Origin of the sequence: Methylobacterium sp. J-092, assembly GCF_022829325.1 — a bacterium.
Lineage (GTDB): Bacteria > Pseudomonadota > Alphaproteobacteria > Rhizobiales > Beijerinckiaceae > Methylobacterium.
The window spans coordinates 26,892-47,808 of the sequence record NZ_JAKSXU010000216.1 but is presented as its reverse complement, the minus strand read 5'-3'; the positions used below and the strand labels follow the sequence as shown (position 1 = coordinate 47,808).

Annotated in this window: 20 protein-coding genes; 16 read left to right on the top strand and 4 right to left on the bottom strand. The window is 69.6% G+C overall.

Going from position 1 to position 20,917, the window contains the following annotated elements:
• Positions 1–18: 18 nt before the first annotated feature.
• Positions 19–1,743 (top strand): gamma-glutamyltransferase, encoded by a 1,725-nt coding sequence (ggt, locus tag MKK60_RS27475; RefSeq protein ID WP_409567462.1) that lies wholly within the window; start codon positions 19–21, stop codon positions 1,741–1,743.
• A 298-nt stretch (positions 1,744–2,041) separates the two neighbouring features.
• Here ggt and MKK60_RS27470 read toward each other — a convergent pair whose 3' ends face one another.
• Positions 2,042–2,419 carry a hypothetical protein gene (locus tag MKK60_RS27470; protein ID WP_243989207.1) on the bottom strand — a complete coding sequence of 126 codons (378 nt, stop codon included), beginning with the start codon at positions 2,417–2,419 and terminating at the stop codon, positions 2,042–2,044.
• 471 nt (positions 2,420–2,890) lie between these two features.
• Between MKK60_RS27470 and MKK60_RS27465 the strand changes: the two genes are divergently transcribed.
• The 14 genes from MKK60_RS27465 to MKK60_RS27400 all read left to right on the top strand — a co-directional run bounded on the left by MKK60_RS27465 (position 2,891) and on the right by MKK60_RS27400 (position 16,495).
• Complete coding sequence (locus MKK60_RS27465; RefSeq protein ID WP_243989206.1) at positions 2,891–3,664, top strand: lysophospholipid acyltransferase family protein; 774 nt, start codon at positions 2,891–2,893, stop codon at positions 3,662–3,664.
• 127 nt (positions 3,665–3,791) lie between these two features.
• Positions 3,792–4,238, top strand: coding sequence for a hypothetical protein (locus MKK60_RS27460; protein WP_243989205.1), 447 nt, complete (start codon positions 3,792–3,794; stop codon positions 4,236–4,238).
• A gap of 202 nt (positions 4,239–4,440) precedes the next feature.
• Positions 4,441–5,556: a DUF2125 domain-containing protein gene (locus MKK60_RS27455; RefSeq protein ID WP_243989204.1), complete on the top strand. Its 1,116-nt coding sequence runs from the start codon at positions 4,441–4,443 to the stop codon at positions 5,554–5,556.
• 208 nt (positions 5,557–5,764) lie between these two features.
• Positions 5,765–7,012 (top strand): urea ABC transporter substrate-binding protein, encoded by a 1,248-nt coding sequence (urtA, locus tag MKK60_RS27450; protein WP_147842652.1) that lies wholly within the window; start codon positions 5,765–5,767, stop codon positions 7,010–7,012.
• Between the two features lie 262 nt (positions 7,013–7,274).
• Positions 7,275–8,201, top strand: coding sequence for an urea ABC transporter permease subunit UrtB (urtB, locus tag MKK60_RS27445; protein WP_147842653.1), 927 nt, complete (start codon positions 7,275–7,277; stop codon positions 8,199–8,201).
• Between the two features lie 11 nt (positions 8,202–8,212).
• Positions 8,213–9,382 (top strand): urea ABC transporter permease subunit UrtC, encoded by a 1,170-nt coding sequence (urtC, locus tag MKK60_RS27440; protein WP_147726956.1) that lies wholly within the window; start codon positions 8,213–8,215, stop codon positions 9,380–9,382.
• Positions 9,383–9,389: 7 nt separating this feature from the next.
• Positions 9,390–10,175, top strand: a complete 786-nt coding sequence (gene urtD, locus MKK60_RS27435; protein ID WP_147726955.1) for an urea ABC transporter ATP-binding protein UrtD — start codon at positions 9,390–9,392, stop codon at positions 10,173–10,175.
• Between the two features lie 74 nt (positions 10,176–10,249).
• Positions 10,250–10,939 (top strand): urea ABC transporter ATP-binding subunit UrtE, encoded by a 690-nt coding sequence (urtE, locus tag MKK60_RS27430; RefSeq protein WP_147842657.1) that lies wholly within the window; start codon positions 10,250–10,252, stop codon positions 10,937–10,939.
• Between the two features lie 11 nt (positions 10,940–10,950).
• Positions 10,951–11,967 (top strand): alpha/beta fold hydrolase, encoded by a 1,017-nt coding sequence (locus MKK60_RS27425; protein WP_147859709.1) that lies wholly within the window; start codon positions 10,951–10,953, stop codon positions 11,965–11,967.
• A 79-nt stretch (positions 11,968–12,046) separates the two neighbouring features.
• Positions 12,047–13,276 (top strand): formamidase, encoded by a 1,230-nt coding sequence (gene fmdA, locus MKK60_RS27420; protein WP_147726952.1) that lies wholly within the window; start codon positions 12,047–12,049, stop codon positions 13,274–13,276.
• A 62-nt stretch (positions 13,277–13,338) separates the two neighbouring features.
• Complete coding sequence (locus MKK60_RS27415) at positions 13,339–13,656, top strand: FmdB family zinc ribbon protein (protein ID WP_243989203.1); 318 nt, start codon at positions 13,339–13,341, stop codon at positions 13,654–13,656.
• Positions 13,657–13,721: 65 nt separating this feature from the next.
• On the top strand, positions 13,722–14,774 hold the full coding sequence (locus MKK60_RS27410) for an aliphatic amidase (protein WP_147842655.1): 1,053 nt from the start codon (positions 13,722–13,724) through the stop codon (positions 14,772–14,774).
• 217 nt (positions 14,775–14,991) lie between these two features.
• Positions 14,992–15,990 (top strand): sensor histidine kinase, encoded by a 999-nt coding sequence (locus MKK60_RS27405; RefSeq protein ID WP_243989219.1) that lies wholly within the window; start codon positions 14,992–14,994, stop codon positions 15,988–15,990.
• Positions 15,991–16,072: 82 nt separating this feature from the next.
• The gene (locus MKK60_RS27400) at positions 16,073–16,495 is read left to right on the top strand and encodes a SufE family protein (protein WP_243989202.1); all 423 of its coding nucleotides are present in this window, start codon (positions 16,073–16,075) and stop codon (positions 16,493–16,495) included.
• Positions 16,496–16,506: 11 nt separating this feature from the next.
• Here MKK60_RS27400 and MKK60_RS27395 read toward each other — a convergent pair whose 3' ends face one another.
• The 3 genes from MKK60_RS27395 to MKK60_RS27385 form a co-directional block, all read right to left on the bottom strand.
• Positions 16,507–17,352, bottom strand: a complete 846-nt coding sequence (locus tag MKK60_RS27395; protein ID WP_243989201.1) for a DUF6456 domain-containing protein — start codon at positions 17,350–17,352, stop codon at positions 16,507–16,509.
• A gap of 111 nt (positions 17,353–17,463) precedes the next feature.
• Positions 17,464–17,658: a hypothetical protein gene (locus MKK60_RS27390; protein ID WP_147729092.1), complete on the bottom strand. Its 195-nt coding sequence runs from the start codon at positions 17,656–17,658 to the stop codon at positions 17,464–17,466.
• A gap of 101 nt (positions 17,659–17,759) precedes the next feature.
• A complete protein-coding gene (locus MKK60_RS27385) occupies positions 17,760–18,194 on the bottom strand; it encodes a MucR family transcriptional regulator (protein WP_147729091.1) in 435 nt (144 codons plus the stop codon).
• Between the two features lie 572 nt (positions 18,195–18,766).
• Here MKK60_RS27385 and MKK60_RS27380 point away from each other — a divergent pair.
• Complete coding sequence (locus tag MKK60_RS27380; RefSeq protein WP_243989200.1) at positions 18,767–20,884, top strand: S9 family peptidase; 2,118 nt, start codon at positions 18,767–18,769, stop codon at positions 20,882–20,884.
• Positions 20,885–20,917: the final 33 nt, after the last annotated feature.

Sequence of the window (20,917 nt, the reverse complement as noted above, 5' to 3'; positions counted from 1 at the left end):
CGTGCTATCGGGAAGCGAATGAGATCGATCCGCGCCGCCCTCGCCGTTCTCCTCATGCTGGGCGGCCCCGCCCTCCCGCAGGGCTCGGGGCCGCCGATCCCCTCCGACGACGCACGGATGCTGCCGGTGCAGGCCGCGCTCGGCATGGTCGCGAGCCAGGAGGCGCGGGCGACGCGGATCGGCGTCGACATCCTCAAGCGCGGCGGCAACGCGGTCGACGCCGCGGTCGCCGTCGGCTTCGCGCTGGCGGTGACCCTGCCGCAGGCGGGCAACCTCGGCGGCGGCGGCTTCATGCTGGTGCACCTGGCGGACCGGCACGAGACCGTGGCGATCGACTACCGCGAGACCGCGCCGCAGGCCGCCACCGCCGACATGTTCCTGGCGCCCGGCGGCGAGCCGGACCGCGCCACCTCGCGGCGCAGCGGCAAGGCCGTCGGCGTGCCGGGCACGGTGCGGGGCCTGGCGGAGGCGCACCGCCTCTACGGATCGGGAAAGCTGTCCCTCACCGAGCTGATCGCGCCGGCCGAGGCCCTGGCCCGCGCCGGGATCCCGGTCACCGGCGGCCTCGCCGATTCCCTGCCGCGGTCGGCCGGCCTCCTCGGGCGCTGGCCCTCGACCCGCCGGATCTTCTTCCGCGGCGACGTCCCCCTGCCCCGCGGCGACAGCCTCGTGCAGGCGGACCTCGCCGACACGCTGCGCGCCGTCGCCGAGGGCGGCCCGGACGCGTTCTATGCCGGCCCGATCGCCGGGCGGATCGCGGCGGCGGTGCGCGCGGCCGGCGGCCCGATGACGGAGGCCGATCTCGCCGCCTACCGGCCGGTGGTCCGCCAGCCCGTGCACGGGACCTATCGCGGCTACGAGGTGGTCTCGATGCCGCCGCCCTCGTCCGGCGGCGTCCACCTGATCGAGATCCTGAACATCCTCGAGGGCTTCGACCTCGCCGCGATGGGTGCGGGCAGCGCCGCCGCGATCCACACCCTGGCCGAGGCGATGAAGCCGGCTTACGCCGACCGGGCGACCTGGCTCGGCGACCCGGACCGGGTCCGCGTGCCGGTGCAGGGCCTCACCGCCAAATCCTACGCGGCGCGGCTGCGGCGGGCGATCGACCCGGAGCGGGCACGGCCCGCCGACAGCATCGCGGCCGGCGACCCGTTGCCGCCCGAGCCCGACCAGACCACGCACTTCTCGGTGGTCGATGCCGCGGGCAACGCGGTGGCCAACACCTACACCCTGAACTTCTCCTACGGGATCGGCCTGGTGGCCGAGGGCACCGGCGTGCTGCTCAACAACGAGATGGACGACTTCTCCGCCAAGGCCGGCACCCCGAACGCCTACGGGCTCGTCGGCGGCGACGCCAACGCGGTGGCGCCGGGCGCCCGGCCGCTCTCTTCGATGACGCCGACCTTCCTGTTCCGGGACGGGCAGCTCTACCTCGTCACCGGCAGCCCCGGCGGCAGCCGCATCATCACCACCGTGCTCGACGTGATCGTCAACCTGATCGACTTCCGCATGAACCTCGCCGAGGCCGTCGACGCGCCGCGCATCCACCACCAGTGGAAGCCCGACGTGCTGCGGGTCGAGCAGGGCCTGTCGCCCGACACCCTCGCCCTCCTGCGGGCGCGGGGGCACGACGTCAGGGTCGGGTCGAGCTCGGGCTCGGCCAACTCGATCCTGCGCAGCGGCGGCCTGCTCTCGGGCGCCGCCGATCCGCGCCAGCGCGACACGCTCGCCGAAGGGTATTGAGGTGGGGCCGAGCGGCCGTCCGGCGGCGTCGGGACATGAAAAACCCCGCCGAAGCGGGGCTGCTGGGTCCGTCGCGCCACGGCGTCCTATGCCGTGTTCGACGAGCGGTAGGCCGGATCGCCATGGCTTTCCGCGCCGCGATAGGCGCGGAGCCGCGTCTTCTGGTCCTCGGAAAGCCCGTCGAAGAAGCTCGTCATGGGACGCGGTTGCGGTTGCGCCGACGCGTCAGACGCGGGAACAGCCTTGGAGGCCAGCGGCACCCGACGGAACGGCCCGAGAAGGCGTGCTAAGGTGTTCATCAGGGTATCTCCAGCCGGTAATATGCGTCCTGGCCCCTCGGGGTTGCAAGCTTGAACCCGAAAATGCCGCGATACAGGTCTTCCAGCCGCGGCACGACCGGCTGCACCCGGATCTCACGCTTGCCGTTGAGCTGTGCGTAGTTCTGCGTCGCCTCCAACGCCACGAGGGCCCGATATCCGGTCAGGGGACAATCCTGCCGCGGACTGCCTTCCAGGAACCTGACCGTGGCCGCCTCGCCGGACAGCGTGGTCAGGGCAAGGCCGCAGAGTCGGTCGCCGACCCACATCACGAGGTCGAGGCGATCGACTTCGTTGTGGTAGCGGTCGTGGACGAGATCCCAGTCCCAACATTCCGCGGACCGCCGGTCCAACCCCAACCATTGCCTCTTCCAGGCCTCGGACGCCCTGCGAGACCAGATTCCGAGGCTCAGATCGATCCCGAGGGCCGACGAGATCTTCCGTGCCGCCCGCAGACGGGCTTCGTCACCCCGCGGGAGATACCGCGCCCTGGCCATCGCAGACACTGGAAGGACGCCCTCCTGAAACGGCGACGGTCGTTGGCCGCCCCGGTGACGGCCGAGATGCAAGGCCGAGACTCGATGAAGCCAAGATCGAGGTGAAGCCAAGATCGAGGGATGACAAGATCGATCGATGGACAAGCCGCAAGCCTTCGATCGTCACCCGAGGTCGATGCTCGGGCCGTCTCCCGCGAAGCGGCGCGGGATGCGCTGGCCCGGACCCGGGGTGCACGGTTCGCTTCCCGTCACAGCTTTCGCCCCGGTACCGGGCGCCATCTGTTGGCCCCCGCCGCGCCCACGCGCTAAAGGGAACCGTCACAGAAGGTCCCGATGCTCGCCGTCCGCTCCCTCGCGTTCAATCTCTGCTTCTACGCCGCCACGACGCTGATCGCGTTCGGCGGGTTGCCGACGTTGGTCTCGGGGCGGGCGGTGATGCGGCTGGCGCGGTTCTGGGGGCGGGTGACGCTGTGGCTGCTGCGCGTGGTCGCCGGCACGCGGGTGGAGTTCCGCGGGCTGGAGAACATCCCGTCCGGCGCGATGCTGGTCGGGGCCAAGCACCAGTCGGCGCTCGAGACCCTGGCCCTGTGCACGGTGTTTCCCGAATTCGCCTACGTGCTGAAGCGCGAGCTGCTGTTCATCCCGCTGATCGGCTGGTTCCTGTCGCGCAGCGGCATGGTGGCGATCGACCGGTCGAAGGGCGCGCGCGCCATGAGCCTGATGAACGCGGCCGCCGCCGACGCGATCGCGCAGGGGCGCCAGCTCATCGTCTTCCCCGAGGGCACCCGGACGGCGCCCGGCGCGGCCCCGGCCTACAAGCAGGGCCTGTCCCACCTCTACGCCACGCTCTCCGTGCCGTGCCTGCCGGTGGCGCTGAACACCGGGCTGTACTGGCCGCGCCGCAGCTTCGTCCGCCGCCCGGGCACCACGGTGATCGAGTTCCTGCCGCCGATCCCACCCGGGCTGGCACGCGCCGCCTTCCTCGACCTCGTCGAGGACCGCATCGAGACCGCCTCGAAGGCCCTGCTCGCGGCCGGCCTCGCCGACCCCGGGCAGGCCGCCCGCACGGTCCCGGAGCCGCGCCGCGAAACCTCGCGTCCGGCCTGACCCGCGCGCCCGATTCGTGCGCGCGGAGAACCGTCGGGACGTTGCGAATCGGCCTGCGAATTCCCATTTCCATTGAACGAGACGAATCGCTTGACGGGCGCGCGATGCCCGATCTAGGTTGGAACAAATGGCGAACAAGAGAGCCTTGTCCTGGTCGGCCGCCCTGCGCGACCTGAAGGACGGGCGGACACGGAGACAGGACGTGCGGGAAGAGCGCTTGAGGACCACCGCCGGCCTTCGCGGCACCCCCGCCCTGGCGCTCAGCGCCTGGCGCGGACGTTCCGGCCGGCGCTACGTCGTCGGCGTCCACGACCTCAGCGCGCCCGAGCTCGACGAGATGGGCGAGGCGGTGGTGATCGCGGTCCGCCGCGATCCCGCCGGCATCGCCGAGCTGGTCGCGGTGTCGGCCTCCGGCGAGAGCCCCCGCGAGCGCCTGCACCGGACCTGGCTCGCCCGCGCCCGGAAGGGCGGCGCGACCGAGATGCACGTGCATCGGCTCGCCGAGGACGAGGCCGAGCGCAAGGCCATCGTCGACGATCTCTCGATGGAGAGCGCGGATCCGGCGCACGCCTGATATCCCTCCGCTCGATCAGGGCGGTCGGCATATCCGGCAGGCCCGCGCGCGATCGAAGGCCGAATCCGCCGGTCCGGCGAGGTGATGCGGATTTGGATCACGCCGCCCACGCCCCAGTTTCGCCCCGAGCCTCCCCTCATGCCTTGTGCGGCATGGACGATCGCGGACGAACCCGCGACGGGGCGAGAGCGCGGAGCGAACGATGCAGGATCCGGTACGGCAAGATCCTTCGGGGCAAGCCCCGGCCGAGCCCGCCGCGATCCCGCCGAAGGCGCCGCGTTCCCGGCGCGGCCTGTTCCTCCCCTACATCCTGCTGCTGACGCTGGTGCTGCTGTGGTCGGCGGGCTGGGTCTACCTCCGCGGCCGCGCCGCCACCGAGATGGACGGCTGGGTCGCCCGCGAGGCCGCGGCCGGCCGGACCTGGACCTGCGCCGACCGGTCGATCACCGGCTATCCGTTCCGGATCGAGCTGCGCTGCGCCTCGGTCAGCCTCGCGCGTGCCGATGGCCGCTTCCGGCTGGGTCCGCTGACCGCGGTGACGCAGGTCTACCAACCCCGGCACGTGCTGATGCTCGCCGAGGGCCCGTTTCACGTGGAACAGGGCGACCTCGTCGGCGACGCGACCTGGACGATGCTGGAAGGCAGCTTCCACGGCGCGTCGGACGGGTTCGTGCGCGCCTCGCTCGTGGTCAACGGGCCTTCGGTGACGGTCGCCGGCGCGGCGCCCGATCCGATCGCCGTCTCCGCCCGCCACCTCGAGCTGCATGCGCGGCCGACGCCGGGACGATTCGATTCAAACGGCGCGGTCGACCTCAGCCTGCGCCTGTCGCAGGCCCTGGCGCCGATGGCGGATGCGCTGATCGGCAACGCCGATCCCGCCGACCTCACCCTCGACGCCACGGTCAACCGGGCGGCGATGCTCGGCACCGGCACGGTGGCGCGCGAGCTCGAACGCTGGCGCCAGGCCGACGGCAGCCTCGACGTCGCCGGGCTGTCGCTGGCCAAGGGTGCGCGCCGCCTGCAGGCCAAGGGCAATCTCGGGATCGACCAGGATCATCGCGTCGAGGGCCAGCTGGACCTGCGGGCCGCCGGGGTCGAGGCGCTGGTCGCGTCGGTCGTCGGGCAGCGCTTCGGCGCCGATCGCGGCGCGCTCATCGGCAACCTCGTCGGCGGCCTGCTCGGGCTTCGGCGCCAGCCCGAGGGCGAGCCGGGGGGCGACGTGCCGCTCAAGCCGCTGCCGCCGCTGCGCCTCGCCGGCGGCCGGATGATGTTCGGGCCGATCGCGATCCCGAACGTGCGGCTGCAGCCGCTGTACTGATCCGGCCGTGCCGGTCCCCGGGCGTCGAGGGTGGAGCAGACTGCGCCGCCCGGACCCTGCCGACCATACGCAAAACAGCGTATATGCTGCAACGCAACCGAGCCCCTAGCGTGCGCTCCACGATCCGCGGCCGTTCCATGAGCCGCCGGACGCGAGATGCGAGGCGTGAGGCACGATGGCTGACGGGGATCACGATCTGGATCGGGGCATGGACCGCGGCTTGCGCTCGCCCCTGCGGCGCAAGCTGCTGATGGGGCTGGCGGCCGCGCCCGCCCTTTCGCTCCTGCCGCGCACCGCGTTCGCGGCGGGGCCTGCCACCTCGGCGGTCAGCACCACCGGCCTCGCCGTCACCGACACCGAGGTGACCTGCGGCATCCTCCACTCGATCACCGGCACCATGGCGATCTCGGAGACCGGCGCCCAGCAGGCCGAGAAGCTCGCCATCGCGCAGATCAACGAGGCCGGCGGCATCCTCGGCCGCAAGATCAAGATCATCCAGGAGGACGGCGCCTCCGACTGGCCGACCTTCGCCGAGAAGGCCAAGAAGCTCCTCGTCAACGACAAGTGCGCGGCGGTGATGGGCTGCTGGACCTCGGCCTCGCGCAAGGCGGTGCTGCCGGTCTTCGAGCAGTACAACGGCCTCCTGTACTACCCGACCTTCTACGAGGGCCTGGAGCAGTCCAAGAACGTGTTCTACACCGGCCAGGAGGCGACGCAGCAGATCCTCGCCGGCCTCGACTGGGTGCACAAGGAGAAGGGCGGCGACACGTTCTTCTTCGTCGGCTCGGACTACATCTGGCCGCGCACCTCGAACAAGATCGCCCGCAAGCACGTCGAGAACGTGCTCAAGGGCAAGGTCGTCGGCGAGGAATACTTCCCGCTCGGTCACACGCAGTTCAACTCGGTGATCAACAAGATCAAGCTCACGAAGCCGAAGGTGATCTTCACCGACGTGGTCGGCGGCTCGAACGTGGCGTTCTACAAGCAGCTCAAGGCGTCCGGCATCGACCTCTCGAAGCAGGTGCTGCTGACGATCTCGGTCACCGAGGACGAGATCGACGGCATCGGCGGCGACAACATCGCCGGCGCGTACTCGTGCATGAAGTACTTCCAGTCGATCGAGAACGACAACAACAAGAAGTTCGTCGCCGACTTCAAGAAGATGTGGGGCGAGAAGACCGTCATCGGCGACGTCACCCAGGCCGCCTATCTCGGGCCCTACCTGTGGAAGATGGCTTGCGAGAAGGCCGGCTCGTTCGACGTCGACAAGGTCGTCGCCGCCTCGCCCGATCTCGAGTTCAAGGGCGCCCCCGAGGGCTACGTCCGGATCGACCCGAACCACCACCTGTGGTCGAAGACCCGGGTCGGCAAGGCCAAGACCGACGGCCAGTTCGAGATCGTCTACACCAGCCCCGAGCTGATCAAGCCCGACCCGTTCCCGAAGGGCTACCAGTAGGCCGCATGCGCGCGCCGCCGATGCGGCGCGCGATTTGCAGACGGCCTTTCGACGATCCCCCATCCCCCGACCTCATCCTGAGGCGCCCGCGACGGCGGGCCTCGAAGGAGGGCTCCAGGGATCGCCGAGCGCGCCGGAGGGCTCCCTCGAGGCCTCCGCTTCGCTCCGGCACCTCAGGATGAGGTGGGCGGGTGGGAGACGGCGATCGCGCAAGGCGGCGGGCCACGGCCCTCCGGCATTCCCGACGGCTCGGAGCGCACGGATGTTCGGTGACTATTCCCTCGGCGATCTCGGCGCGATCTTCGCGATGCAGGGCTTCGCCGGCCTGATCCTGTTCTCGGTCTACGTGCTGATGGCGCTCGGGCTGGCGATCATCTTCGGGCAGATGGGCGTGATCAACATGGCGCACGGGGAGTTCATGATCCTCGGCGCGTACATGACCTACCTATGCTCGACCTTCTTCCAGACCTACCTGCCGGCGCTGTTCCCGGCATACTTCTTCCTCGCGATGATCCTCGCCTTCTGCGCCTCCGGGGCGCTGGGGATGCTGGTGGAGTGGGCGCTGATCCGCCACCTCTACAAGCGCCCGCTCGACACGCTGCTCGCCACCTGGGGCCTGTCGCTGATCCTGCAGCAGGCCTACCGCTCGATCTTCGGCGCGCGCGAGGTCGGCGTCGAGCTGCCGAGCTGGCTGATCGGCTCGGTGCAGGTCACCGATTCGATCGAGATCCCGATCAACGGCCTGTTCGTGATGGCGGTCACCACGCTGATCACGGTCGGCGTCGCGCTGCTGATCTACCGCTCGCGCTTCGGCCAGCAGGTCCGCGCGGTGATGGCCAACCGCCCGATGGCGGGCGCCGTCGGCATCGATACCGAGAAGGTCGACCGCTACACGTTCGGCCTCGGTTGCGGCATCGCGGGCGTGGCCGGCTCGGCCTTCACGATGATCGGCTCGACCGGGCCGACCTCGGGCCAGCTCTACATCGTCGACACCTTCCTGATCGTGGTCTTCGGCGGGGCGGCCTCCCTGCTCGGCACCATCGCCTCGGCGTTCTCGATCTCCCAGACCCAGTCGACGCTGGAATTCTTCCTCTCCGGCTCGATGGCCAAGGTGCTCACCCTGCTCGCGGTGGTCGGCATCCTGATGCTGCGGCCGCAGGGCCTGTTCACCCTCAAGGTCCGGCGCTGAGGATTTCGACGATGAAGAACCCCGTCCAGACCCTGACCAAGTCCGTCACCGTGAACGACAACCCGTTCATGAAGCCGATCGAGTGGCTGAGCCTGGCGGTGCTGGCTTTGGTGCTGCTCGTCGTGCTGCCGAGCCTGCTCGACGCCTTCCGGCTCAACCTGGTTGGCAAGTACCTCACCTACGCCTTCGTCGCCCTCGGCCTCGTCATCTGCTGGGGCTATGCCGGCATCCTGTCGCTCGGCCAGGGCTGCTTCTTCGGCCTCGGCGGCTACTGCATGGCGATGTACCTGAAGCTCGAGGCGTCCAGCGTCGAGAACACGAAGATCCAGTCGACGCCGGGCATTCCCGACTTCATGGACTGGAACCAGATCACGGCGCTGCCGTGGTTCTGGAAGCCGTTCCAGAGCCTGCCGCTGACCTTGATCCTCGTCGTCGCGGTGCCGGTGCTGTTCGCCTTCGTGATCTCGGCGGCGATGTTCAAGCGCCGGGTCGGCGGCACCTACTTCGCCATCATCACCCAGGCGATCGCCGCGATCCTGACGATCCTGATCGTCGGGCAGCAGGGCTACACCGGCGGCATCAACGGCATCACCGACCTGCGCACGCTGCACGGCTGGGACATCCGCACCGACGGCGCCCACACCATCCTCTACTTCGTCAACGGCGGCCTGCTGATCGGCTGCATCCTGATCGCGCAGTTCGTGAAGAAGTCGAAGCTCGGGCGCATCCTGGTCGCGATGCGGGACAAGGAGGACCGGGTGCGGTTCTCCGGCTACTCGGTTGCCGGGTTCAAGGTCTTCGCCTTCTGCCTCGCCGCCGCCTTCGCGGCGATCGGCGGCGCGATGTTCACCCTCCAGGTCGGGTTCATGTCGCCGTCCTTCGTCGGCATCGTGCCCTCGATCGAGATGGTGATCTACGCCGCCGTCGGCGGGCGGATGTCGCTGTTCGGCGCGGTCTGGGGCACGCTGCTCGTCAACTGGGCCAAGACCAGCTTCTCGGAATCCTTCCCCGACCTATGGCTGTTCGGCCTCGGCGCGCTGTTCATCGCCGTGGTGCTCGCCTTCCCCAACGGTCTCGCCGGCATCTGGCGCGAGCACGTCGAGCCGCGCCTGACGCGCCGGGTGAAGGGTCTGCGCGCCCCGCCCCCCGCGATCGTCCCCCACGGCGCACCGGCCGAGTGAGAACAGCATGAACGCCGCGATCCTCCCGGGCTCCGTCATCGGCGCCAACCCGAACGCCCCCGAATACCTGCTGGCGGTCGACGCGCTCACCGTCTCCTTCGACGGGTTCAAGGCGGTCAACGACGTCTCGTTCTACGTCGACCCCAACGAGATCCGGGTGATCATCGGCCCGAACGGCGCCGGCAAGACCACGGTGCTCGACCTGATCTGCGGGCGCACGCGCGCCAGCGCCGGGTCGATCAAGTACAAGGGCCAGGAGCTGACCAAGCTCACCGAGAGCGCGATCGTCCAGGCCGGCGTCGGGCGCAAGTTCCAGACCCCGTCGATCTACGACGACCTGACCGTGTTCGAGAACCTGGAGATCTCGTTCCCGCGCGGGCGCTCGGTGTTCGGGGCGCTGACCTTCAAGCGCGACGCGCAGGTCCGTGAGCGCATCCACGAGATCGCCGAGACGATCTTCCTGAAGGACCAGCTGCTGGAGCGGGCCGAGTTCCTCAGCCACGGCCAGAAGCAGTGGCTCGAGATCGGCATGCTGCTGATCCAGGACCCGGAGCTGCTGATGCTCGACGAGCCGGTGGCCGGGATGAGCGTCGGCGAGCGCATCAAGACCGCCGAGCTGCTCAATCAGATCATCGTCGGCCGCTCGGTGCTGGTGATCGAGCACGACATGAAGTTCGTCGAGGACATCGCCCACCGGGTCACCGTGCTGCACCAGGGCAAGGTCCTGTCGGAGGGCTCGATGGAGCGGGTCAAGAACGATCCGAAGGTCATCGAAGTGTATCTGGGACACTGAGCATCATGCTGCAGACCGCGCATCCCCCCCTAGCCAAGGCCCCTCCGCTCACCAGGCTCCCCTCGGCCGCGCCGATCTTGAGCGTCGAGGATCTGCACGCCGCCTACGGCCAGAGCGAGGTGCTGCACGGGCTGAACTTCCAGGTCGCGCCCGGCGAGATCGTCGCGGTGATGGGCCGCAACGGCATGGGCAAGACCACGCTGATGAAGACCCTGATGGGGATCGTGCCGGTGAAGGCCGGCTCGATCCGCGTCGACGGCACCGAGATCGGCGCCCTCAAGAGCCACGCCCGGGTCGCCAAGGGCCTCGCCTACGTGCCGCAGGGCCGGATGATCTTCTCGACCATGACGGTTCAGGAGAACATCGAGACCGGGCTCACCGTCACCGGCGCCCGCAAGGTGCCGCAGGACCTCTACGAGATGTTCCCGGTGCTGCTCGAGATGAAGGGACGGCGCGGCGGCAATCTGTCGGGCGGCCAGCAGCAGCAGCTCGCCATCGCCCGCGCGCTCGCGAGCAAGCCGAAGGTGCTGCTCCTCGACGAGCCGACCGAGGGCATCCAGCCGTCGATCATCCGCGAGATGGGCCGGACCCTGAAGAAGATCCGCGACGCGCGCGGCCTGTCGATCGTCGTCTCCGAGCAGGTCCTGAGCTTCGCCCTCGACGTCGCTGACCGGGTGCTCGTCATGGAGAACGGCGAGATCGTGCACGAATCGCTGCGCGCCGACATCGACGAGGCCCAGGTCGCCCGCTTCCTCTCGGTCTGAACGAGGACATCATGGCCGATTACGAGATCTTCGAGCTCGGCGACCACGTTCTCCAATGCGGCAAGACGCTGCGCGACGCCAAGCTCGCGTTCAAGGCCTTCGGCACGCTGAACGCGGCGCGCGACAACGCCATCGTCTACCCGACCTGGTATTCCGGCCAGCACACCGAGAACGAGTGGCTGATCGGGCCGGGCAAGGCGCTCGACCCCGAGAAGTACTTCATCATCATCCCGAACATGTTCGGCAACGGGCTCTCGTCCTCGCCGAGCAACACGCCGGCCCCCTGGAACGGGCCGCGCTTCCCGAACGTCACCGCCTACGACAACGTCCGCGCGCAGCACCGGCTCGTCACCGAGCATTTCGGCATCGATAAGCTGGTGCTGGTGACCGGGTGGTCGATGGGAGCGCTCCAGACCTACCATTGGGGCGCGCTCTATCCCGACATGGTCCCGCGCATCCTGCCGTTTCAGGGCTCGGCCAAGTGCTCGCGGCACAACTTCGTCTTCCTCGAAGGTGCCAAGGCCGCGCTCCAGGCCGACGCCGCCTTCGCCGAGGGCTGGTACGCGAGCCCGCCGAACAAGGGGCTGCGCGCCTTCGGCCGGGTCTATGCCGGCTGGGGCCTGTCGCAGACCTTCTACCGGATCGAGGCCGACAAGACCCACATGGGCTACGCCTCCCTTGAGGACTTCCTCGTCGGGTTCTGGGAGGGGCTGTTCTACACGCGCGACGCCAACGACCTGCTCGCGATGCTGTGGACCTGGCAGAACGGCGACATCGGCGCCAACGACACCTTCCACGGGGACACCAAGGCGGCGCTTCGCGCGATCACCGCCAAGGCGATCCTGATGCCGGCCTCGACCGACCTGTACTTCCCGCCCGAGGACAACCGCATCGAGGCGGAGTCGATGCCGAACGCGGAGCTGCGCGTCATCGACACCTGGTGGGGCCACTTCGCCGGCGGCCCCGGCACCAGCCCCGACGACATCAAGACCCTCGACGACGCGCTCAAAGAGCTGCTCGCGAGCTGAACGGTTTCGGCCGGTGCGCCGGCCGGGCGGGGATGCGCCAAGCCCCGGATTTTCGAACAACAGGGAGCACAGTCGAGACATGCCCGAGACGCTGATCAAGGTCGACCTGACGCAATCGGCCTACGACAACGACATGGTGCACAACCGCTGGCACCCGGACATCCCGATGGTCGCGACGGTGAAGCCCGGCGACGACTTCATCGTCGAGACCTACGACTGGACCGGCGGCTTCATCAAGAACAACGATTCCGCCGACGACGTCCGCGACATCGACCTGTCGATCGTCCACTTCCTCTCCGGCCCGATCGGCGTCGAGGGCGCCGAGCCCGGCGACCTGCTCGTGGTCGACCTCCTCGACATCGGCGCCAAGCCCGAGAGCCAGTGGGGCTTCAACGGCTTCTTCTCGAAGAACAACGGCGGCGGCTTCCTCGACGAGCACTTCCCCCAGGCGCAGAAGTCGATCTGGGACTTCGAGGGCATGTTCACCAAGTCGCGCCACATCCCCGGCGTGCGCTTCCCCGGCCTGATCCACCCGGGGCTGATCGGCTGCCTGCCCGACCCGAAGATGCTGGAGACCTGGAACACCCGCGAGAAGGCGCTGTTCGACACCGACCCGAACCGCGTGCCGGCGCTGGCCACCCTGCCCTTCGCGCCGACCGCCCACATGGGCCGGCTCAAGGGCGAGGCGAAGGACAAGGCGGCGGCCGCCGGCGCCCGCACGGTGCCGGGGCGCGAGCACGGCGGCAATTGCGACATCAAGGACCTGTCGCGCGGCTCGAAGATCTACTTCCCGGTCTACGTGCCCGGCGCCGGCCTCTCGATGGGCGACCTGCACTTCAGCCAGGGCGACGGCGAGATCACCTTCTGCGGCGCGATCGAGATGGCGGGCTGGGTCCACCTCAAGGTCAGCCTGATCAAGGACGGCATGGCCAAGTACGGGATCAAGAACCCGATCTTCAAGCCGTCGCCGATCACCCCGAAGTTCGACGACCACCTGATCTTCGAGGGCGTCTCGGTCGACGAGCACGGCAAGCAGCATTACCTCGACGTGACGGTGGCCTACCGCCAGGCCTGCCTCAACGCGATCGAGTACCTCAAGAAATTCGGCTACTCGGGCGCGCAGGCCTACTCGATCCTCGGCACCGCGCCGGTCCAGGGCCACATCTCCGGCGTCGTCGACATCCCGAACGCCTGCGCGACCTTGTGGATTCCGACCAAGATCTTCGAGTTCGACATCAATCCCACTGCTGCCGGGCCGACGAAGTTCCTCGACGGCTCGATCCAGATGCCGCTCTCGCCGGATCTGTAGTCTTCGGGTCTGCCGCGCCTTCCGGGCGGCAGACCGCGTGCACCCTGCCTGAAAGCGCTCGAATGCCCGTCTACGATTACGCTTGCGAGGCCTGCGGGCCGTTCACGGTGCTGCGCCCGATGGCGCAGTTCAGGGACCCGCACGACTGTCCCGATTGCGGGGCGGCGTGCGGGCGCGCCTTCCTCACCGCGCCGAACCGCGCCTCCATGGATGCGGGCCGGCGCAAGGCCTTCGCCACCAACGAGCGCAGCGCGCACGCGCCCCGCAAGTCGTCCGCGCACGGGGCCGGCTGCGGCTGCTGCAGCGGGACCAAGGCGAAGTCCAACCCCACGGCCGCCAAGAGCTTTCCGAACGCGCGGCCGTGGATGATCAGCCACTAAGGCTGCAGCTCACCCTCCCCCTCTCGCGGGGGAGGCAAGAACCCAAGCCAGGAGGAACCCACGCCATGATGCACGGAGACATCTCGTCCAGCGCCGACAGCGTCGGCGTCGCGGTGGTGAACTACAAGATGCCCCGCCTCCACACCAAGGCCGAGGTCTTGGAGAACGCGAGCAAGATCGGCGACATGATCGTCGGGATGAAGGCCGGCCTGCCGGGCCTCGACCTGGTGATCTTCCCCGAATACTCGACCCACGGGATCATGTACGACGCGGGCGAGATGTACGAGACCGCCTCCACCGTGCCGGGGGCGGAGACCGAGATCTTCGCCGCCGCCTGCCGGAAGGCCAAGGTCTGGGGCGTGTTCTCGCTCACCGGCGAGCGCCACGAGGAGCACCCGAACAAGGCGCCCTACAACACGCTCATCCTGATGAACGACCAGGGCGAGATCGTGCAGAAGTACCGCAAGATCATGCCCTGGACGCCGATCGAGGGCTGGTACCCGGGCGACCGCACCTACGTCTCGGAGGGGCCGAAGGGCCTGATGATCAGCCTGATCATCTGCGACGACGGCAACTATCCCGAGATCTGGCGCGACTGCGCGATGCGCGGGGCCGAGCTCATCATCCGCTGCCAGGGCTACATGTACCCGGCCAAGGAACAGCAGATCCTGATGTCGAAGGCGATGGCCTTCGCCAACAACACCTACGTGGCGGTGGCCAACGCGGCCGGCTTCGACGGGGTCTACAGCTACTTCGGCCACTCCGCGATCGTCGGCTTCGACGGGCGCACCCTCGGCGAGTGCGGCGAGGAGGAGATGGGCATCCAGTACGCGGCGCTGTCGAAGTTCCTGATCCGCGACTTCCGTGCGCACGGGCAGTCGGAGAACCACCTCTTCAAGCTGCTGCACCGCGGCTACACCGGGATGATCAACTCGAAGGAGAACCGGCACGGGCTGTCGGAATGCCCCTACGACTTCTACCGCCGCTGGATCGAGGACCCCGACGCCACCCGCGACGCGGTGCGCGCCATCACCCGGCAGGGCGTCGGCACCGAGGAATGCCCGATCGACGGCATCCCCTTCGTCGGCAAGGGCGAGGGCCCGCCGGACCCGCGCTGAGACGCGGCCCACCGCGCGGTTCCGCCGGCCCGGGAGGCCGGGCGGGGCCGCGCGGGTGACAGGACGTCGTCCCTATCGGAACGGCCCATCGCCCGACACGTTGACCGGCGCTTGCCTAGCGCACATCAGGTCGGAACAGGGGCGGATCGGGAAGATCATGAACGGTGAGTCGAAGCCGGCCGGTGCGGGCGGTCAGGACAGCGAGCCGGGAGCGCCCATGGTCAGCGCGGAGTTCCGGCGCTTCGCCGACGACGTTCCGCTGATGATGTGGCGCTCGGACCATCTCGGCCACGCGATCCATCACAACGAGTGCTGGCTCCAGTTCACCGGGCGGCCGCTGGAGGAGGAGCTCGGCGCCGGCTGGCGCACGGGGCTCCACCCGGACGACTTCGAGCGCCACGCGCGCATCGTCTCGGCCGCGTTCACGGCGCGGGAGCCGTTCACCGTGGAGTTCCGCCTGCGGCGCCACGACGGGGCCTATCGCTGGCTGCTCGACACCGCCCGGCCACTGACCGAGGACGGCGAGTTCCGCGGCTATCTCGGCTCGTGCTTCGACATCACCGACCGCAAGCATGCCGAGGTGCATATCGAGGAGGCGCTGCAGGAGAAGGAGACCCTGCTCGCCGAGGTCTACCACCGGGTCCGCAACAACCTCCAGGTGATGGTCAGCCTGATCGGGCTCTACGGCCGCGCGGCGCCCGAGCCCTGCCGCGGCAGCTTCGAGGCGCTGGGCCAGCGGGTGCGGGCGATCGCGCTGGTGCAGCAGCACCTGCACGAGGCGCCGCACATCGCCTCGATCGACCTGCGCGACTACCTGCACCGGCTCGCCTCCGGCCTCGGCCAGCTGCGCCGGGCCGGCCGCATCGGCGTCCATCTCGGCGGCGCCGGCACCAGCCTGGTCGAGCCGCGCACCGCCAACGCCCTCGGCATGATCGTCGCCGAGATCGTCGCCGAATGCCTCGACGCCACCGCCGAGAGCGTCGCCTGCACGATCGCCATCGACATCGACGCGGCCCCCGGTGCGCCGGTGCGTCTCTCGATCGTCTCCGGCGCCGGCGACCAGGCGGAGTCGGGTCGGCCGAACATCCCGAAGCTGGGGCCGCGGCTGATCGCGGCCTACGCCGCCCAGGCCGAGATCGCGGTCACCGGCGTCGCGACCACCGAGGATCCGCTGCGGCTGCAGCTGCCGGAGGCGCGGGTCGAGGACCCGGCCTGAGCGGGCGTCGCGATTCGCATCGGCCGGGGCGGCGACCTATATCCGGGATATCCCGCGCCCCCCGACACGAAACCGGCCGAGCATGCTGCCTCCGATCGAGACCATCGTCGAGAACTTCGAATTCATCGACGACTGGGAAGAACGCTACCGCTACCTGATCGAGCTCGGCCGCACCCTGCCGCCGGCCGACCCGGCCCTGCATGCCGAGTCGAACAAGGTGATCGGCTGCGCCAGCCAGGTCTGGATCGACCTGAACGTCGACGCCTCGGGCGACGTGCCGCGCCTGCACCTGCGCGGCGACAGCGACGCCCACATCGTGCGCGGCCTCGTCGCGCTGATGGTGGCGCTGTTCAACGGCAAGACCCCGCGCGAGGCGGCCGACACCGACGCCTTCGCGCTCTACACCAAGCTCGGCCTCGGCGAGCACCTGACGCCGCAGCGCTCGAACGGGGTCCGCGCCATGGCGGACCGCATCCATCGCGACGCGGTCCGCCTCGCCGCCTGAGCGCGCGGGGCTTACGCCCGGTCCCGCCACAGCCGCATCCGGGCGTGGTCGGGCCCGACCGCCTCGCGCTGCAGGCCGTAATGCTCGGCGAGGCGCCCGAGGGCGATCTTCGCCACCACCTTGGCGGAGCGCGCCGGCCAGCGGCGCTCCTCCTCAATCCGCTCGAGCCCCTTCACGTGGCCGCACAGGTCGATCAGCAAGCCCGACAGGTCGTGGCCGACCGCGGCCATCGCCCGCTCCACCCGGGCACGGGCCGCCATCATCGCATCCGAGGCGCCGGCGGCGTCGCGCGGGCCGGAACCGTCGACGCGGATCGCGCTCCAGTCGATGCCCATTCGTGGCATCATCAGGCCCGTGGTGATGTCGCGGCGCAGGCGCTCGCCGGCCTCGAACGAGGCCCGGTCGAGGAGGGGCGCCTCGTCCCGGCCGCGCCGCCGAACCATCCAGGCGATCGGGCTCTCGGCGGCGTCGCGCAGGCGTCGCTCCGCCCCCTCGCCCTCCACCACGAGGTCGAGATGCTGGCCGCGGAACGCTTCGCCGGCCGGGGCGTCGCCGCGCCTGAGGCGGGCACGGCCGGCCGGCGCCAGCAGGATGCGGCCGCGCGGACCCGGCTCGCGGTGGGCGAGGTCCGCGGCCAGCAGGCGCTCGCCCGACGCCGCGGGAAAGCGCCCGCCGCCGAGCGAGACGCCGCCGCCGCACCGCACGATCAGCATCGCATCCTCGAGCGGGTCCGGGAAGGCGTAGGCGCCCTCGGGCGCGAGCGCCGCGAGCAGCCGCTCGCCGGCGCGCCCGAGCGCGGCCTCCGCGCGCGGCACGGCCACGGGGCGGGCGGTCCGGGCCTGAGGAGTTTTGTTCATGTTTTGTTCCCAACGCGAACGATCTTCGTCACGGCGAAGGAAACAGGAGAGTCTTGAAAATCGTCCTAGATCAAGACTTGACGGCCCGCGCGCTGTGGAGCGTCCCGCAGCTCACGCCGTGGGTTGGGTCGGCGGATGCTTCAGCACCTCGGCGATCTCGTCCTCGGACTTGCCGCGAACGTCGTAGCCCATCGCGGCGAGCCGCTCGACCAGCCCGTCGCTGTCGGCCGCGGACCGGGCGGCCCACTCCGCCAGGACGTCGTTCGCCTTGTCGAGGTCGTCGGTGGGGATCTTGGGATCGCTCATCGGAACAGACCGCTCACGGGACAGGACTGAGGCAGTGCAAGGTTCGTTCCTCTGGCAGCGCGAGCGAAGCCGGGTGCGCCCCGGCTTCGCCTCCGCCCGCCTCAGGCGGCTTCGTCGTAGTTGCCGTTGCGGGTCTGGCCGAGGCCGATCGCCTTGGCGAGGTCGGAGCGGGCCTTGGCGTAGTTCGGTGCGACCATCGGGTAATCCGGCGGCAGGCCCCACTTGGCGCGGTACTGCTCGGGGCTCATGTCGTACTTGGCGCGCAGGTGGCGCTTGAGCGACTTGAAGGTCCGGCCGTCCTCCAGGCAGATGATGTGGTCCGCGGTGACGGACTTCTTCACCGGCACGGCCGGCGTCAGCGGACCGGCGGGGGCGGCCGCCTCGACCTGCCCGCCCGCGACCTGCACCAGCGAAGCGTGGACGCGGCCGATCAGCTGCGCCAGCTCGCCCGGGGGGACCGGATTGTTGCTGACGTAAGCCGACACGATGTCGGCGGCGAGTTCCACGTAATCGACCGTGGTGTCTGTGTCGTTCATGTTCGGCGATGTCCCCTGGACGCTGAGGCAGTCGACGCGTCCCGAGCGGCGCGGACCATCGGCCCCGACGTCTCGTGGTGCGATGCGGGCATTCCCGCAACAATGGTCGTCCTGCCCGCAAGTGCTGAGTGAAATGCGGCGACCCCTTTCGCCACGACATCTCAATAGGATATTTGCAGATCGGCCGCAAGTTGCTCGACGGCAGCTTGGATACGCAACGTCAACTATCCGGAAGAATATTTCAGCTTGCCGACATCGCTGAAACAGATGCCTACTCAAGGGCGAAGTGCTGGCGGCGAGTTTCGCTACCTCTGATTGCGCCTCCCTCGGCGGACGCCACGCCGCCGCCCGCCACCGAGAGCCTCGCGGCGAAAGCTGTCAAGCCAAGTCCTCGCCAAGCCCTCGTCCTGGTCAAACCCTGGCGCGGCCGCGCTCGGCCCGGGCACCCCGTCCGCGCGATGCCCCGCCCGGCCAACACCATCCGATCGCGAGCGTTTCGACGCCGGGTCTTGTCCGGGAACGGGCCGCACGGCACATGCGCAGGCTCGAAGATTCTCCACGGGAAATTTCAGATGGCGTTCGAAACGGCTCACGTCCCGCCCGCATCCGACGCACCGAAGGCGCCGCGCCGGCCGCACAGCTACGTCGTCCATGGCCGCACCATCACCGATGACTACGCCTGGTTGAAGGCCGAGAACTGGCAGGATGTCCTCAAGGACCCGGCAGCCCTGCCCGCGGACATCGCGGACTACTTGAAGTCCGAGAACGACTACGCGCAGGTTGCGCTCGCCGACGCGGCGCCGCTGCGCAGGACCCTGGTCGCCGAGATGCGCGGCCGCATCCGCGAGGACGACAGCGGCGTGCCGACCCCGGATGGGCCGTTCGCCTATTACAACCGCCACCGCGACGGCGGCCAGCACCCGCTGATCTGTCGCCGGCCGACCGGTTCCGTCGACGACGCGGGGGCCGAGGAGATCCTGATCGACGGCGACGAGGAGGGCGCGGGCCAGGCGTTCTTCGAGATCGCCGGGGCCGCCCATTCCGACGACCACGCCCGCCTGGCCTGGGGCGCCGACACCAAGGGCTCGGAGCTCCACACCATCCGCGTACGCGACCTCGCCACCGGGACCGACGCGCCGGACCGGGTCGAGGCGACCTCCGGCGAGGCGGTGTGGTCGGCCGACGGCATGGGCTTCTGGTACGTGGCGGTCGACGCCAACCACCGGCCGGCACGGGTGATGTACCACCGCCTCGGCGCGGACCAGGCCGACGACCTCGCGGTCTACACCGAGCGCGATTCCGGGTTCTTCGTCCATATCGGGGCGACGCAGTCGGGCGCCTACCTCACCATCACCGCGAGCGACCACGAGACCTCGGAGGTCCACCTCCTGGACCGCGCCGCGCCGGACGGGCGCCTGCGCGTGGTGCAGCCGCGCGAGCCGCTGCTGATCTACTCGGTCGAGCATCGCGGGACGGATCTCTACATCCTCACCAACGCCGACGGCGCCGAGGACTTCAAGATCGTCACCGCCCCGGTGGCCGACCCGGGCCGGGCGCACTGGACCGACCTCGTGCCGCACCGCGCCGGCACCATGATCCGCCACCTGCACGTGCTCGCGGCGCATCTGGTCCGCCTCGAGGTGGAGAACGCCCGCCCGCGGATCATCGTGCGCGACCTCGCGACCCGCGAGGAGCATGCGGTGGCGTTCGCCGAGGAGGCCTACTCGCTCGGCCTCCAGCCCGGCTACGCGTTCGAGACGGCGACGATCCGGTTCGCCTACTCGTCCATGACGACGCCGACGGAGACCTGGGACTACGATTGCGCCACCCGCGCCCGGCTCCTGCGCAAGCGCCAGACCATCCCGAGCGGGCACGCGCCGGAGGATTACGTCACCCGGCGCCTGTTCGCGACTGCCGCCGACGGCGAGCAGGTCCCGATCTCGCTGCTGCACCGGCGCGACCTCGTCCTCGACGGGTCGGCGCCGCTGCTGCTCTACGGCTACGGCGCCTACGGCACGCTGATGCCGGCGGCGTTCCGCACCAACCTGCTGAGCCTGGTCGACCGCGGCTTCGTCTACGCCATCGCCCACATCCGCGGCGGCACCGAGAAGGGCTGGCGCTGGTACCTCGACGGCAAGCGCGAGAAGAAGCCCAACACCTTCTCAGACTTCGTCGCCTGCGCCCGGGCGCTGATCGCCGCGAACTACACGTCGGAGAAGCGGATCGTCGCGCATGGCGGCAGCGCCGGCGGCATGCTGATGGGGGCGGTGGCCAACCTCGCCCCCGAGCTGTTCGCCGGCATCGTCGCCGACGTGCCCTTCGTCGACGTGCTCAACACCATGCTCGACGCCGAGCTGCCGCTGACCCCGCCGGAATGGCCGGAATGGGGAAACCCCGCCGAGAGCGAGGCGGCGTTCCGGACGATCCTGTCGTACTCGCCCTACGACAACGTCGCGGCCAAGGCCTATCCGGCGATCCTGGCGCTCGGCGGCCTCACCGATCCGCGCGTGACCTACTGGGAGCCGGCGAAATGGGTGGCGCGCCTGCGCGCGACCATGACCGGCGGCGGCCCGGTCCTGCTGCGCACCAACATGGAAGCCGGCCACGGCGGCGCCGCCGGCCGCTTCGACCGGCTCGAAGAGGTGGCGCTGATCTACGGCTTCGCGCTGGCGGCGGTGGGGAAGGCTTGAGGGGACGCGGGGTGACGCCGCCGAGATAGGAAC